We start from the raw sequence: 15503 nt of genomic DNA, 5'->3' as shown, positions 1-15503 counted from the left end.
GCTAATTGAATCGATGGGATCTGGTTGCCACGCAAAGTGCGGCACCAAAATCCTACGCCGGATTATGTAATGCCCTCTGTATCCTTTCTCCTCACCCCATCTCTCCACAAAGCTCTTGAGGAATTTTCCCAATGCACGAAACAGCGTTAGCGAATACCCAGCGTCACCACGAAAATTTTTGGCAGGTCATCCAAAGCTATTGGCAACTCACCAAACCTCGAATCATTATTCTGCTGCTGATCACTACCGCAGGTAGTATGTGGATTGCGGCTGAAGGGCAAGTTGATCCGGTTTTATTACTGATTACGCTGTTGAGCGGAACGTTTGCCGCTGCGTCTGCTAACACCATCAACTGTCTCTACGATCGCGATATTGACTACGAAATGGAACGCACTCGCCATCGTCCTCTTCCCTCGGGACGAATTCAGGTGAGGGATGCGTTAGTGTTTGCGATCGCCCTGGCGATTCTGTCGTTTACGATGCTAAGCGTCTTTGCCAATGTGCTGAGTGCGTGTTTGGCAATGTCTGGCATTGTCACGTACGTGTTGGTCTACACCCACTGGCTGAAACGGCATAGCACCCAAAATATTGTGATTGGGGGTGCCGCTGGAGCCATTCCACCGTTGGTTGGTTGGGCAGCCGTCACCGGCGAACTCAGTTGGGCAGCCTGGGTCTTTTTTGCCATCATCTTTTTCTGGACACCTCCTCACTTTTGGGCACTGGCACTGATGATCCGTCAAGACTATGCCAAAGTCGGCATCCCGATGCTGCCTGTAGTGGTTGGTGCTGAACCGACCGTTAAGCAAATCTGGATTTACACGCTGATTACCTTTTTCACGTCGTTGCTGCTGGTCTATCCTGTGCAGGTGATGGGTCCTATTTATGCCGGATTTGCTGTTTTCCTGGGTGCAATTTTTATTGCTAAAGCCTGGTCATTGCTGCAAACTCCCTCAGATCAGGATGTCGCGCGATCGCTGTTCAAGTATTCCATCCTGTATATGATGTTGCTCTGCGTGGGTATGGCGATCGACAGTCTGCCTGTGACTCATCAAGCGATCGCCATGCTAAGCGACAACTTCAATACTCTGATTAGTCAAATACCAACGCGTTAAGACCATATCTGGACTTACAGCAATTTTCAATTGCATAAGCTACAGATTTTTTGTTGTGTGCCGCGCGGAGCGCGGCACACAACAAAAAATCTAAACAGATCCAGGTGAAATTGGACGTAAACCCTTCGGGTTTACGTCCAATTTCTTACCAGAAACTAGCACCGCACAAAACGGAAACCAGAAAACTACAATGGGTTTGGTACCGAAATTTGAGGGGTGGGGATGGTCATGGCTCCAGCAGTTGTAATTGAAAAACTCCAAAAGCGCTATGGCTCTGTTGAAGCGGTTAAAGATGTTTCTCTAAAGATTGAAGCGGGAGAGATTTTTGGATTGTTGGGTCCCAACGGGGCAGGCAAAACAACGACAATCCGATGTCTTTGCACGTTGACGACGCCTGATCGAGGTGAATTAACCGTATCTGGCATTTCGGTGTTAGACAACCCCATCGCGGCGCGGCAAAAGTTGGGGTATGTGGCTCAAGAAGTGGCGCTCGATAAAGTGTTGACCGGGCGAGAACTGTTGCAATTGCAAGCCGCTCTGTATCATTTGCCCCGTGCCATAGTGCGCGATCGCATTGATAAAGTGATTGAGTTGCTGGGTCTAAACGAGTGGGCAGACCAACGCACAGGCACGTATTCGGGAGGCATTCGCAAACGCTTAGATTTGGCAGCGGGGTTGCTACATCAACCGGATGTGCTGGTGCTGGATGAACCTACTGTCGGTTTGGATATTGAAAGTCGCTCAACCGTGTGGAATTTTCTGCGGCAACTGCGGTCAGAGGGAATTACGATTTTGCTAACAAGTCATTATTTAGAAGAGGTCGATGCCCTTGCCGATCGCGTTGCCATTATCGATCAGGGTGTGGTAATTGCAACAGGCACGCCATCCGAACTGAAAGATAAAGTAGGAGGCGATCGCATTACTCTACGCATCCGCGAATTTACAGCTAGAGATGAGGCTGAATCGACTAAAACGCTGTTGAAAACGTTTCCATTTGTCCAGGAAATTATCATCAACGAAGCTCAGGGCAATTCTCTCAACCTGGTGGTTGAGCCGCAGAGTGATGCCCTGTTGACGATTCAGCAATCGCTCAAAGATGCCGGACTGCCAACGTTTGGTATCTCTCAATCGCGCCCCAGTTTAGATGATGTCTATCTCGCTGCTACAGGAAGAACATTGCTAGATGCAGATTTGGCAGCGACCGAAACTCGCGATCCTAAAGCTGAACGTAAAAAGAAGATGCGGTAATCAACTCAGTAATACGACAAAAAGCGGCGCGACGCGCCGCTTTTTGTCGTATTACTATCTTGTGTTTGAGTGCATAGCTTTGCTCTCAACCGTTATCTGGCGATCGCCAAATTCAATGGTGGGACAGTCTCTGAAATTCGACTAAACCTTCCAGAGTAAGGTGCCCAAGCGCTAATCGCCTTGGCTGAGGTTGAGGGGTACACCTTGACTCTCGATGTTAATTGCGATCGCGATCGTTAAACAAATTGCTGCATTTCTTGTTCGAGCTGATGAATCAAATTATCATCACCTCTAGCTTTGGCAACTTCTAAACGATGTTGCAGACTGCGCCGAATATTCTCATGGTGAACTTTAGCAACCTCAGCAATCATAGCTCGCCGAGATTGTCTGACCGGAACAGGTTGACCTGCATCCGCATGAATACCCTCAAGGGCTGGTCTAGTTTCGATACTGGCAACGGATTCAATGGCTCCCGTTTCAGTAGTGCGATAAGCAACGCCACGATAAGTCAGGTTGAGCGTGGGTTGGGCAACGAGAATATGTCTGGGATATGAAAACTGGACGGTTTGACCTCGATAAGAGCCAGTTACCCCACTGGGCACCATATCTAATGGCGTAGGATTAATTTCGTAGCTATTACCCCGATAAGAGAGCTTCATTCTAGTCGCCTCCAAAGTGCCTAAGATTATCAGTAAAGAACGTAAGTAATGCAGTTGGTTGAAAAATGAGGCGCGTTCCTTCGGGAATTGTCCCTACTTCCGTCTCTTTTGCCGTCCGCAAACAACGGATGAGGGCGCTAGAGAGATGAACGATTTTCTTCCTGTCTGTATATGATTTTACCGTTTTGGTTCCAGATCTGCAAATTAAGTGATTTTAAGATAATAAATGTATTCTTTATCACTTGAAACCCGATTTATACGGGGTAAGACCTGCCTTTTGTCATGAAATCTAGATATTCCCTGATAGGTTCGATGTAACTTCTGACACCCGAGAAGGCTGAAAATACGAACTAATGTAACAATTCTTAGCAATAGCAATTTGCTGATTAAAAAATGTTGGGTCTCAAAGGTGCGGGTTGATTCAGTCCGGTGTTGTGGGGTGCTCCGCACCCCACAACACCGTTGCTGTACTTAATATTACGGATGTTGAGTGAGAGCCGTGCCCTGCACGGCTCTCACTCAACATCCCGGACTTCATTTGAATGAGATACTTGAGAATGGTTAGGGTCTGCTTTAAAAGTTGTTTTTTCGTGCGCTTCGCGCACGAAAAAACAACCCGCTTAGCAAGCTTTAAAACACGCCTTAGGGTCAGGCAATGGGCGATCGCTCAACCCACTCCGGCACATACCGCCAAGCTTTGCCAACTTCCTTATCCATTGCCCTGTAGTCGGGTTCTTTTTCGGCAACGAGCGCCCAAAATTGTGGCGAATGATTGAGATGAACCGTATGGCAGACCTCATGGATAAAGACATAACGCACGAGCTGCGGCGGTAAAAACAAAAGTTTGTAATTGAGACTAATGTTGTGCTTGTTAGAACAACTTGCCCAGAGCGTTTTTTGACCTCGGACTGAGATATTGCCGCAGGGTAGTTCTACGTCCTGACTAACTTGGCGTAGCCAGGGGGTCAAATGAGTTTGAGCTTTAACCTGCAACCACCGTTGTAAGGCGCGTCTGCACAGGTCTAAATTGTCGATTTGTCCGTGCAAGGTTAGTTGGTTAGGTTTTGTTGTATTCAAGACCACCCGATCCGAAGGCATGTGGACATAGCTGACCGACCATTCCTCAGCGAGCGATCGCAGACTGATGTGTTGAGGCAAATTTCCAACGGCATCTAAAGCGCAAGACTGACGCTCTGCCTTAACTCGTCGAGTGGTTTTTAAGATCCAATCTTGCCGATTTTTGAGAATGTCTGGAATCCGGCTTTGATCAAATCCGCGAGGAATGACGACTTCGACTTCACCTAAATGCGACACACGAATGCTGACATGCTTGGCTCGATGGCTGATGCGGATGTGATAACTCTGGTTTTCAGGCGATAAAGGGGCACTATCCGGCAAGCTTTGCGTTGGATGAAGACTCGTTTGAGGTTTCAGTTTTGATTTCACCTTAGTCATCGGATGCGCTTGTTAAAAGGTTGACAAAGGAGCGGTTACGCATACCCAATTAAACCGTTTGAACATTAAGGTTTGTCTCCTGAGTGAGGATGGAGACGTCCACCGCTACTCACAGCAAACATGATCTATTCCCAAGGATCGTGGATTTAATAAAACAGAGGGATTACGTTTGGATGTACGGTGACACTACATTTTCCAACGTAAGCTATAGAGGCTTTTATTAAACGGGTCATCCTCAGGTTTTACTTTTTGCCCCGACTGGGAATATTTGTTCTAAGCTCTGCCTCGGTTAATTATTAAAACAAATTAAAAAATGCTGATGCCAAAACCTCCCGATTTTAGCAACGAGGGACGCGTTTTGTTTTACAGGATGCATTATCACACAAGATTCCTGGGTACTCTAGGGCTATATCAGACAAATTCGAGAAGAGGTTTGTGCGGCTGAGAAAGTATGTTAAGCTTGTTCATAAATGTTACATTACTTAATAAATTCTGCCTCGACCGTATCTAGGATTACTGGTATGAAGATGTCTCAGCTTTGTTCACTGTTAACCCGCCATACAGGGCTGAAGTTGGGGTTCTGCAAATCACTGCCTGTGATCACTGGGTGATCTGCACAGTGCTTCAAGTCATTGATTTTCTGAGGTAAATTTTATGTTTCATGCTCTAACTGTGTTCTCTATCCATCGGTAATTCAAATTAATTTCGTTCGGTCATCACCTCTACTTCCTCTTCAAAGCAACTGAGACCTTTAGTCGTAGATCGAGTGCATTAGTGACGAACGGGGTTCCTTTAATTAGGCTGATGTAATTACACTCTCCGCGTATACAGAGATTTTGACCCTTCCCTATTCGAACCCTTCCGGAACCCATCTAAGTCACGTCCGGATTCAGTTCTTTTCCTCTTTATGATTAGTACAATTGTTCTAGCTCCCTTTTTATCATACCTGCCATTATGAAAACTGCCCAATCCTCTACTGACCTAGTCCGCACCTATCTGAAAGAGATTGGTCGTGTGCCGCTACTGACTCATGAACAAGAAATTCTCTATGGCAAGCAGGTTCAACGCTTGAGTGTGCTGCAAGATTTGAAGGAGTCCCTGATTGAGCAACTTGGGTGTTCTCCCAGTCTCGAAGTTTGGGCTGCTCAAGCCGGGTCTTCTGTAGAAGAGTTGGAGCAAGCGATCGCCGAAGGAGAAATCGCCAAGCGCCGGATGGTTGAGGCAAATTTGCGGTTGGTTGTGTCGGTCGCCAAAAAATACATTAAGCGTAATGTTGACCTGTTGGATTTGATCCAGGAAGGAACTATTGGGATGCAACGGGGGGTCGAAAAATTTGACCCCACCAAGGGCTATCGCTTTTCGACCTATGCCTATTGGTGGATTCGTCAAGCCATTACTCGGGCGATCGCCGAAAAGGGTCGTACGATTCGCCTTCCCATTCATATCACCGAAAAACTCAACAAAATTAAGAAAGTACAACGGCAACTTGCCCAAAAGTTGGGACGCACAGCAACGGTTGCCGAACTTGCTGCCGAACTCGATCTCACCTCTAAACAGGTCAGAGAATACTTGGAACGGGCACGCCAACCTCTATCGCTTGATTTACGAGTTGGTGACAATCAAGACACTGAGTTAGGTGAGCTGTTGGAAGATACGGCTCCTTCGCCCGAAGACTTTGCTACCCAATCTTCTTTGCGGCTGGAGTTAGAGCAGCTGATGGCAGACCTGACCCCTCAACAACGAGAAGTCCTCTCTCTACGCTTTGGCTTAGAAGATGGGCAGACGCTGACGTTAGCCAAAATTGGCGATCTGCTCAACATTAGCCGCGAACGGGTTCGTCAGATTGAACGTGAGGCACTCAACAAGTTGAGAAAGCGGCGAGCAGATATTCGCGAATACCTGGCAAGTTAAGCAAATCAGGGCGACGCTGCCCATTTCAGAACAGCATAGGTAATGGGTCGAGACCCTGCACGAAGCTCAGGGTCTCGACCCATTACTTTTTTATTGAAGAGGCATAGGGCGGTATCTATTCTTTGTATTGGCGATTGGTTCGTCGAACAATCCAATAACTAATCGATAACGCTAAGATGGCTGCTGCCAAACCCAGAAGATAGAGTCCGGGTGTACTTTTGAAGTCAAAAATGATGATTTTTCGGGCAACAGCCGTTAACGACGTTGCAATCACCAGCTCAACCTGAATGACGTGCTTTTTAAGATAGGCGGTGATATTTTCTAGAATTTCTAAGGCAATCAAAATGTTGAGAAATAAGCCAAAAATCTCAATCAAAGTAATGCCAAAGAAAGCATAGGGGTCTCTAAATAATTCTCCTGCTAAAAAAATACATAAATCAGCGACTGCAACGAATAAAACAACCACCATCGCGATCGACAGGATCTTAGAGGTGACGCTTTCAACAAACGATAGGAAGCGGAGAAAGTTTTCATCCTTTCCAGTACGCCTTAGGCTCTGAAAAAATCGCTGCAAACTATTCATAAATATGGGTAGTGCCCTGGTTGCGTTAACGCCTGTAATATACCCTCGAATCGAGCAATCCAAATGCCCGTAGATAATCACTCCAGCGGAAGGCAGCACTCCGATTAATAAATGGACCCACGATGACATGGGGTCCCAAGGGGGAATCTCGTTCAACGACTGAACTTTCCTGAACCGCCAGCCCTTCCGCTAATTGAGTGACCCGCACACTAATATCTCTTAATTCAGCGGTATTCCCCGGAATAACGACATAGTAAGAATTATCGGGTAGATTGGTCTCTGAATTGGCGGCAACAGCATAGCCTGTGCTGGTACTTTGGGCGCTATTAAAGGTTGGTGCTTGCCCAAACACAACCTCTCGTTGCACGGGTGCAGCAGGTAAGAGGTCTGGCTCAGGGAGTGGCGACGAGGATGTATAGCCAGCCGATGTGGGTGTTGCTACGGCGACAGTGCGGGTGACGGGGACAATTTCCGCGCCAATCCCTTGTTCTGCAAGGGCAGCAACCTGTTGGTCTGCCCTGGATGGCTCGCTAAATAGACCGGCCTGGATTACGCGACGACCATCGTGATCTTGGAGAAATGCACCCACCTCAATTTTTCGCACCTGGTCGAGTAGTAAAGGGCTATTACCGTTGACTAAGACGGCGTAGCGTTCGGCTGCAATGGTGGTTGTGGCGGTACTGGGCGAAGGTGTGAATTCAGAACTGGGAGTTTGGGTCGAAAATGGGGATGGAACCGTGGTCTGAGGGGCAGGCACCTGCACCGATGGATTGCTTGGAAAAGACTGAAACGGCGTTGGCGTAGTCGTTCCTGATTGGGGCAGCATGGCTGGAGGCAGGGGTGGCGCAGGAGGCAATCCATCAATGATCTGTTGGGCTATCAGTATTTCTGTATCTGGACTCGCTGGGTTTGCCCAAGCTGCCAATGGGCAAAGCAGCAGACCGACGCCCAAGCTGATCGTTGCCCATGCCGTTAAGTGACGCCGATGATGGATCGATGGGTGGATGTGCGCAGTCAGCGATCGCACAGTTGAGTAAGCAATTTGAATCATGGTGCAATAGCCCCTTGCCCCATACCGTATGGGAGACAGCAAATAGTGAATTTTGCCAGCAAGTTTAGCACGGGCAAGTCATGATTAGACTGCTCTTAGCAAGTGTTAGCCTAGAATAAGTAACTCGGCATAATTAAAACCCAGATCTGAAATTCTGCGCCGCCCGCGCAGCGGGCGGCGCAGAATTTCAGATTTCAGGTTTAATTTATGACTACCTAGATAAATAGATTGAAATTTTCTTCAGGCGCATGAACAAGATTGTGGTCGGACTCTCAGGGGGAGTGGATAGCTCAACCGCAGCCGCTGTTTTACATCGACAGGGCTATGACGTTGTGGGTCTAACGCTGTGGCTGATGAAAGGTAAAGGTCAATGCTGTTCTGAGGGCATGGTAGATGCAGCGACGCTCTGCGAACAGCTGGAGATTCCTCACCACATCGTAGACAGCCGGGATGTGTTTGAAAAAAATATTGTGGACTATTTGGTGAGTGGTTATGCGGCGGGGATTACACCACTGCCCTGTTCGCAGTGCAACAGAGCCGTAAAGTTTAGCCCTATGTTGCGCTACGCCCAGGAAGAATTGGCGATCGATCGCATTGCCACGGGTCACTATGCTCGGATTACTCAAGATCCCGATACGGGACGCTATCAACTTCGCCGAGCGTGCGATCGCACCAAAGATCAGTCTTATTTTCTCTATGACCTGCCTCAAGATGTCTTAGCGCATACGCTGTTTCCTTTGGGTGAACAAACCAAGGTGGAAACCCGGCGGGTTGCGGCGGAGTTGGGGCTGCATACTGCCGATAAGCCAGAGAGTCAGGATTTGTGCCTGATTGAGGCACATGGGTCTATGCAGACCTTTTTAGATAAGTATCTGGCTCCTCAAGAGGGTGACATTGTCGATCAATTTGGCAAGGTGTTGGGTAAACACGCGGGCATCCACCATTACACGATTGGGCAGCGCAAAGGGCTGGGCATTGCGGCGGCGCAGCCGTTGTATGTCATCGCCATTGATGCGGGCAGAAATCAAGTGATTGTGGGCGATCGCACCGCCGCGCAAAATCCTGAATGTACCGTTCAGCGAACCAACTGGGTTTCGATTACCGCACCTTCGGCACCGATTCATGCCCAGGTGCAAATTCGCTATCGATCGCCAGCCGTTGGCGCAACCATTATTCCTTTAGAGCCGGATCGCGTTCGCGTTGTCTTCGACGAGCCTCAATTTAGTATCACGCCGGGTCAAGCCGCTGTTTGGTACGATGACGATATTTTGTTGGGCGGCGGTTTGATTGAACCGCTGGGAGACTGATCTCTGATCTATTAACCTACAAGGGGCGATCGCTGGTTTCAGTTACTCCTATCAAGACTTTAAAAGCCTTTAAATATAAAGCGTTCATCATTAAGAAAGCGTGAGCGCTTCAGATTAATCCGTGCTTTTACTCATCTCCGTAATAGGATATTGCTGGGATTGCTTAATTATTTTTTCAAAAAGTAACTTCATCTTGAGCAGTTGTCGTATTCAACGTAGAGAGGGAACAACCTTGAGCTTACATTCAGACGCCATTGCCCCTCATGGTGGGCAGTTAATCAATCGGATCTGCACACCTGAGCAAAAAGCCGAGTTTCTTGATAAAGCCGAGCATTTGCCCAGTGTCCAGCTTGATGAGCGCGCGGTTTCTGACCTGGAAATGATTGCCATCGGTGCATTTAGCCCACTAACAGGGTTCATGGAACAGGCAGACTACGAACGAGTCGTCAATGAAATGTATCTGGTGAATGGCTTGCCATGGTCGATTCCCGTGACGTTGTCTGTAAGCGCCGCCGTTGCAGCCCCCTTAAAAGAGGGCAGTTTGATTCGCTTAAATGATCCAAGCGGTCGTTTTGTGGGTGTTTTGGAACTAACCCAGAAATACGAATACGATAAGATGCACGAAGCGCTTCACGTTTATCGTACCAACGAAGAAAAGCATCCTGGCGTCAAGGTCGTGTATAACCAGGGTGAAGTCAACCTGGCGGGGCCGGTATTCTTACTCCACCGTGATCCCCATTCTCAGTTTCCTACCTACCAAATTGATCCGGTTGAATCTCGGGCGTTGTTTAGAGAAAAGGGTTGGAAGACCATTGTCGGGTTCCAGACTCGTAACCCCATTCACCGTGCCCACGAATATATTCAAAAGTGTGCATTGGAAACGGTTGATGGTCTGTTCCTGCATCCCCTGGTAGGCGCAACCAAGGAAGATGACATTTCTGCGGATGTGCGGATGCGTTGCTACGAAATTATGCTGGAAAATTACTTTCCACAGGATCGAGTGATTCTGGCAATTAACCCGGCGGCAATGCGGTATGCAGGACCCAGAGAAGCTATTTTCCATGCTCTGATTCGTAAGAATTATGGTTGTACTCACTTCATTGTTGGGCGCGACCACGCGGGTGTGGGCGACTACTATGGCACCTACGATGCGCAATACATTTTTGCCGAATTTAAGCCAGAAGACCTGGGGATCATGCCGATGATGTTTGAGCACGCTTTCTTCTGTAAGCGGACTCAGCAAATGGCAACGACTAAGACCAGTCCTAGCTTGCCCGAAGAACGAGTCCACCTGTCAGGTACTAAGGTGCGAGAAATGTTGCGTCGGGGTGAATTGCCACCCCCTGAGTTTTCTCGTCCTGAAGTTGCCGCAGAACTGACCCGTGCCATGAAAGTGCCCATGGAAGCTTAGATATAGCTGATTTACTGCGGAAACGGTGTGGGGCAGAGCGCTCCACACCGTTTCCGCACTGCACGAACTTGAACACGGCTATCAGTGCTGAAATACAAGAGTAGAAGGAGAAGCGATCGCTTCTCCTTCTACTCTTGCCAATCACTACAGAACAGGAAATGGGTGGAAAAGCGTTGCTCTGCAACGCTTTTCCACCCATTTCCTGCTTTCTTGTGCGCGTGAGCGCTATCCGATCGCCAGCGTTAGATGGCTTGGAGGAAATCGGCAGCGACCCAATTGCCGTTGCTCAGTTCTGACCAGGTACGCCCCGATTGCACGACCGTTGACCCGGTGAGGGCAACGATTTCTCCTTGCACCAGAGCTGCACCCGTATCATTCCCGGCTGGTGAATCTCGAACGATTAAAGCATCCGCCACAACTCTGGCTCTCAAGGTGCCACTGGGAACCCCGCCAACCGTGACGCCGCCTGTACCTGCGTCCGTGACCTGGCTCAATCCATCTTTCACAACCCAGCCTCGGCTGGCACTTAACTGCCCCCAAATTAGCCCACCATTAAACACATCTTCGCCTGCCAGCGACACTAACACGCCTCTGGGTAGACTGCCGATAATTGAACCGTTGGGGCGATCGTAAATGCTGACGCCGTTGAGGGCAATCACCCGATAGGTGCCGTCATATCCGCCCCCGCCCCCTGTGGTTGTGCGATCGGTGACATATCGTTGAGCCACCCAGTTTCCCTGTTCCGAAATCTGAACCCAGGTATAACCTGCCTGGTCGATCGCCGAACTGGGGTCATATACCACCGTTGCTCCATCGGGTTTGCCGTCTACAATCGTGCCAGCGGGTCTGAGGCGAACATTAATGCCAACACCGTAGACTGTTTTGACAACCCCACGTGTATTAAACCCGCTGGTCGTTGCTACAACCGGAGAGACGGAGGAAGTGGCGGAGTTATTGACAGCGGTAACGCTGCTCAAGCCTGTGGTGCTGGTCGTATCGGCGGGCAAATTATAGGATGTTGCTACGGAGCCACCGCCGCCACCGCCACTGACGTTGTTGCTGCTAGTGCTACTGCCATCTAAGTTGGGGTTGAGTTCTAAGGCTTGTAAGGTTTCGGAACCAGCAATACCATCGGGTGTAATGCCGCGATCGCGTTGGAAGGCATAGACGGCACTTTCAGTCATGGCTCCGTAATAGCCCGTGACACTGCCGGTGTAGTAGCTAGAGGCAGACAATGCCAGCTGGAGCGATTCTACCGAGGAACCTGTATCCCCCGGACGCAGAGCTGCCAGGGCTGTCTTGGGATTGGTGCAAAACGCTACCATAAGCGCACCAGCTGAAAGTAAACCTGTCCATAATGACTGGGATAGTCTCCCCTGAATAGCTTCCAGGGAAACGTCTTCAATCTCTACTGCGGCATCTTCATAGAAAACAGCGGACTGGGTGAATGCTAACAATTCCATAGGACACCAGGATATTACAACATCACTTGGTAAAACACGGCTCTATAGCACTTGTGCTCTAGCGTTATAGCAAACGCAGCTCTTACAAAATAACTCACACTCTAGATCACCGACCAATTAGCCTGTGAATCTTTTTGAGAGAGCGACGGCTCCGCCGTCGCTCTCTCAAAAAGTGTTAGCAGCAACGTCTGGTTTATTTGGGAAAGTCAATGGAGACAAACTCCAGGGCGCTGTTAAGGATCCAGCCATTGTAAGCCGGTAGAAAATACCATTCTTCACCATTCTTGAGTTTGGCGCGTTTGGTATAGGCGACGTAGGTGCCCTGTTCAATGGATGCCAGAACGCTACTGGACTGATTGGGGCTGCCATAGACGCTGGAGTTGTTGAGTTTAACTTCTGCTAACCGTCCTAGCTCAAAACTGTCTTCTTCCACAATGGCAGTTTCGTTCGGGGCGACTGGAGTACTATCGGTGCCATCCCCTGTCCCTTCGTTGGCAGTTGCCGTATCATCACTGCCACTGGTGGTAGGACTACTGGTTGTGTCAGTGGTAGCGCTGCTGGGCGCGTTAGTATCATTGCTATCGGCTACGCTAGTGTCGCGATCGCCACTATCCGCACGGGTGTTGCTAGGAGCTGCTGTTGTATTCCCAGCAGTCGTGGATGCTGTGTCGTCAGCTTTGCCATAGGTTGTGTATTCGGCGCTGATCCAGCCGCCATAAAACGGAACATACAGCCATTTTCCGGCAGAACCCGTAGCCACTTTAGAGTGGGTGACTTGCGTACCTTTGGCAATCACGTTGAGGGCGTCACTTTCGGTGGTCGGACGCGATCGCACAATTAAAGGACGAGTACGAGTGGCAATGCGGACGCTGCCTTCATCTGTCTGGATGGTTTCAGAGGTACCGCCCCCGCCACCCGCAAAATAGGTGGTGTAGTTGGCGCTGATCCAGCCGCCATAGGCAGGCACATAAAGCCACGATCCATCGGCTCCTGAAGCCACTTTGGTATAGTTGACCCGGCTTCCTTTCTCAAGACTGTCGAGAATTTCACCCGTTGTAGTGGGTTGCGATCGCACCAGCAGGGGATCATAGGCTGTCGCAATGCGGACGGTTCCCCGCTCATCGACCTCTTGAAACCCGCCACCACCGCCACTGTTTGCATAGGTTGTGTAATCGGCACGAATCCAGCCGCCATAGGCTGAGACATAGAGCCAGGTGCCATCATTTTCGGTCGCCACATCGGAGTAATTAACACGGGTGCCTTTCGCAATGGCATCAATATCTTGACTGGCAGTAGTGGGGCGAAGCCGTACCAGGAGGGCTTCTGATTCTGTGGCAATACTAACTGTGCCACTGCCACCATTGCTGCCACCGTCTGGGCTACCGCCACCGCCGCCCACGCCTACGTTGCATGTTTCGCCATAACCAAAAACTCTGCCTTCAGCCTCAGCCAGTCCCAGTGCTGAGAGTGTGGCATCTCCTACTTTGCCGTCGGCTGGCAAACCATAGGCGGCTTGGAACTCTAAGACAGAATCATAGGTCTGAGACTCGAACGCGCCATCAATGCCATAAAAGTAGTAGCCCTCGTCGGATAATGCCGTTTGAATTGCCTCAACGGCTGCTCCCTCGTCGCCCTGAATGCAAAGTGCTGCCTGGGCAGACTCTGGAAAAACCCCTGCTACCGCAGCAAATGCAGCAAATGATAGCCACCCGAGCAGCGTGTAGTCGGGTGCTTTGAAGATGAAGTCTTTAGGCGATCGCAACTGGATCTGAGTTGTCGAATCCCCGTAGGCAACAGCAGCGTGAGTGAATGCCAATACTTCCATGAAGCACCTGCCCAATTACAGCGGTAAACAAAGTGATTAAAAAAGACTTGCCTCGACCTGAATCATCGCGAACGACGTTAAAAACCTGAGGCACATGAACGAGATTGAAATCGAACGACAGACCACCTTTTCTTCAGCTCGGAAGATTAATTCCTTTTCTAAGACGCAGGTGGCTTTTAATACGCTATCCGAAAATGGTTAGAAGAATTGATTTTTCCTGCCCTGCGACCTCGAAAAACCAACGTTTCGGTATAGTTCTAGGTGGTACTGCTCCTATTTGTTAGATCAGAAAGACCTAACGCTTCAAGTGTATCGCCACCTGCAACCCCATCTACGATGAGATCATTATCTTTTTGAAATGCCAGGACTGCATCCAGGGTCTCATCTGAAAATACCCCATCGATGGCACCAAAGTAATATCCCTCATCTGCTAATACAGATTGCAGGGTTTTAACGTCGGTACTCTCATCTCCATACCGAAGTGAGCTGCTTTCCAGATCACCCCCAGTATCCGTTGACTCATCGACTTCATGGTCGTCCGTCAAGCCCAGCGCATCCCAGGTGCTGGCACCAACGATGCCATCCGCTTCTAGCCCGTTTTCATCCTGAAATGCACGTACAGCATCCAGTGTGTCGTTGCCAAACACCCCATCTACATCGCCGGAGTAATGCCCCTCTTCGGATAATGCTATTTGTAAATCTTCAACGAGTGAGCCTTCATCACCCAGGCGCAAAGTTCCGTCTGTGGGGTTGACCGTGACATCCTCGACTTCTGCGGCTGTGCTCTGATCAATTAAAGGGTCTAGCCCCAATGCAGTCAGCGTGTCTTCGCCGGCAACGCCGTCAACATACAAGCCCTGGTTATCTTGGAAATCAGTTAATGCAGCTTCCGTTGCCGCATCAAACTCTCCGCTGATCTCACCGTCGTAATACTCCAGGTCTGCCAGAGCAGATTGGATCTCTTCGACGCCTGCTCCGTTGTCTCCATATCCGTAATACGTCAGGGCTTGAGCGGGTTGAGCCACGGAATTAACAGAGGAGACGAAAACAGCCGCAGACAGCAGAGACATCCAGCTTGAACTGGGGATATCCAAATGGATGGCGTCTAGCGATCGCAATTGGGGAGGTGGTGTCGGATCTTCGTAGGCAGCAGCGGCATGAGTAAAGGCAATTAACTCCATAGGGCACCTGCTTAAGAATGAGGGACTACTTTTGACAGATTTGACGGAGGGTAAACGGACTCTCAGGAATGGGAATTAAATAACTCCGATGATTTGTTGTCCGGGCGAACGGCCGTTCGCCCCTCCAAACGATTCAATATTCGATCTTATTCAATCCACGATCCTAACTGTGAGGTTGGCAGTGGGTAAAAACCTGGGGGTTAAGGTTTATGAGGCAATGGCGATCGCGTTAGCTCAATCCTGGAGCTGAATCTTGGGATACGAAAATTTATGTCCTAAAGATTGATGTCCTTTAGA

At 49.4% G+C, this 15503-nt stretch carries 12 protein-coding genes and 1 riboswitch; of the genes, 5 read left to right on the top strand and 7 right to left on the bottom strand.

From position 1 onward, the window contains the following. Positions 1 to 131 precede the first annotated feature (131 nt). Positions 132 to 1112, top strand: coding sequence for a heme o synthase (locus ACR6Z4_RS07080; RefSeq protein ID WP_479716538.1), 981 nt, complete (start codon positions 132 to 134; stop codon positions 1110 to 1112). A 228-nt stretch (positions 1113 to 1340) separates the two neighbouring features. Further along, positions 1341 to 2360: an ABC transporter ATP-binding protein gene (locus tag ACR6Z4_RS07075; protein WP_479716537.1), complete on the top strand. Its 1020-nt coding sequence runs from the start codon at positions 1341 to 1343 to the stop codon at positions 2358 to 2360. Between the two features lie 236 nt (positions 2361 to 2596). Here ACR6Z4_RS07075 and pirA read toward each other — a convergent pair whose 3' ends face one another. Both pirA and ACR6Z4_RS07065 read right to left on the bottom strand, forming a co-directional pair. Beyond that, on the bottom strand, positions 2597 to 3019 hold the full coding sequence (gene pirA, locus ACR6Z4_RS07070) for an arginine synthesis PII-interacting regulator PirA (protein WP_479716536.1): 423 nt from the start codon (positions 3017 to 3019) through the stop codon (positions 2597 to 2599). Positions 3020 to 3088: 69 nt separating this feature from the next. Then, positions 3089 to 3173: riboswitch (Glutamine riboswitch) on the bottom strand. A 494-nt stretch (positions 3174 to 3667) separates the two neighbouring features. Then, a complete protein-coding gene (locus ACR6Z4_RS07065) occupies positions 3668 to 4474 on the bottom strand; it encodes a M48 family metallopeptidase (RefSeq protein ID WP_479716535.1) in 807 nt (268 codons plus the stop codon). A 954-nt stretch (positions 4475 to 5428) separates the two neighbouring features. Here ACR6Z4_RS07065 and ACR6Z4_RS07060 point away from each other — a divergent pair. Continuing rightward, the gene (locus ACR6Z4_RS07060; protein ID WP_479716534.1) at positions 5429 to 6385 is read left to right on the top strand and encodes an RNA polymerase sigma factor, RpoD/SigA family; all 957 of its coding nucleotides are present in this window, start codon (positions 5429 to 5431) and stop codon (positions 6383 to 6385) included. A gap of 115 nt (positions 6386 to 6500) precedes the next feature. Here ACR6Z4_RS07060 and ACR6Z4_RS07055 read toward each other — a convergent pair whose 3' ends face one another. Both ACR6Z4_RS07055 and ACR6Z4_RS07050 read right to left on the bottom strand, forming a co-directional pair. After that, complete coding sequence (locus ACR6Z4_RS07055; protein ID WP_479716533.1) at positions 6501 to 6968, bottom strand: phosphate-starvation-inducible PsiE family protein; 468 nt, start codon at positions 6966 to 6968, stop codon at positions 6501 to 6503. A gap of 25 nt (positions 6969 to 6993) precedes the next feature. Next, positions 6994 to 8019 (bottom strand): hypothetical protein, encoded by a 1026-nt coding sequence (locus tag ACR6Z4_RS07050; RefSeq protein ID WP_479716532.1) that lies wholly within the window; start codon positions 8017 to 8019, stop codon positions 6994 to 6996. A gap of 248 nt (positions 8020 to 8267) precedes the next feature. Between ACR6Z4_RS07050 and mnmA the strand changes: the two genes are divergently transcribed. Both mnmA and sat read left to right on the top strand, forming a co-directional pair. Beyond that, positions 8268 to 9326, top strand: a complete 1059-nt coding sequence (gene mnmA, locus ACR6Z4_RS07045) for a tRNA 2-thiouridine(34) synthase MnmA (RefSeq protein ID WP_479716531.1) — start codon at positions 8268 to 8270, stop codon at positions 9324 to 9326. A 232-nt stretch (positions 9327 to 9558) separates the two neighbouring features. Further along, the gene (gene sat, locus ACR6Z4_RS07040) at positions 9559 to 10737 is read left to right on the top strand and encodes a sulfate adenylyltransferase (RefSeq protein ID WP_479716530.1); all 1179 of its coding nucleotides are present in this window, start codon (positions 9559 to 9561) and stop codon (positions 10735 to 10737) included. 242 nt (positions 10738 to 10979) lie between these two features. On the opposite strand, the gene ACR6Z4_RS07035 is transcribed toward sat, so the two are convergent. From ACR6Z4_RS07035 to ACR6Z4_RS07025, 3 genes are all read right to left on the bottom strand, one after another. After that, on the bottom strand, positions 10980 to 12200 hold the full coding sequence (locus ACR6Z4_RS07035; protein ID WP_479716529.1) for a peptidoglycan-binding domain-containing protein: 1221 nt from the start codon (positions 12198 to 12200) through the stop codon (positions 10980 to 10982). Between the two features lie 193 nt (positions 12201 to 12393). Continuing rightward, positions 12394 to 14025 carry a peptidoglycan-binding protein gene (locus ACR6Z4_RS07030; RefSeq protein WP_479716528.1) on the bottom strand — a complete coding sequence of 544 codons (1632 nt, stop codon included), beginning with the start codon at positions 14023 to 14025 and terminating at the stop codon, positions 12394 to 12396. Between the two features lie 257 nt (positions 14026 to 14282). Next, positions 14283 to 15206 carry a peptidoglycan-binding domain-containing protein gene (locus tag ACR6Z4_RS07025; RefSeq protein WP_479716527.1) on the bottom strand — a complete coding sequence of 308 codons (924 nt, stop codon included), beginning with the start codon at positions 15204 to 15206 and terminating at the stop codon, positions 14283 to 14285. Positions 15207 to 15503 lie beyond the last annotated feature (297 nt).

The sequence above is a fragment of the Calyptranema fuscum S582 genome, from assembly GCF_055793305.1.
Note: the sequence above shows the minus strand (reverse complement) of the source record. Positions and strands in the feature narration are given on the sequence as shown.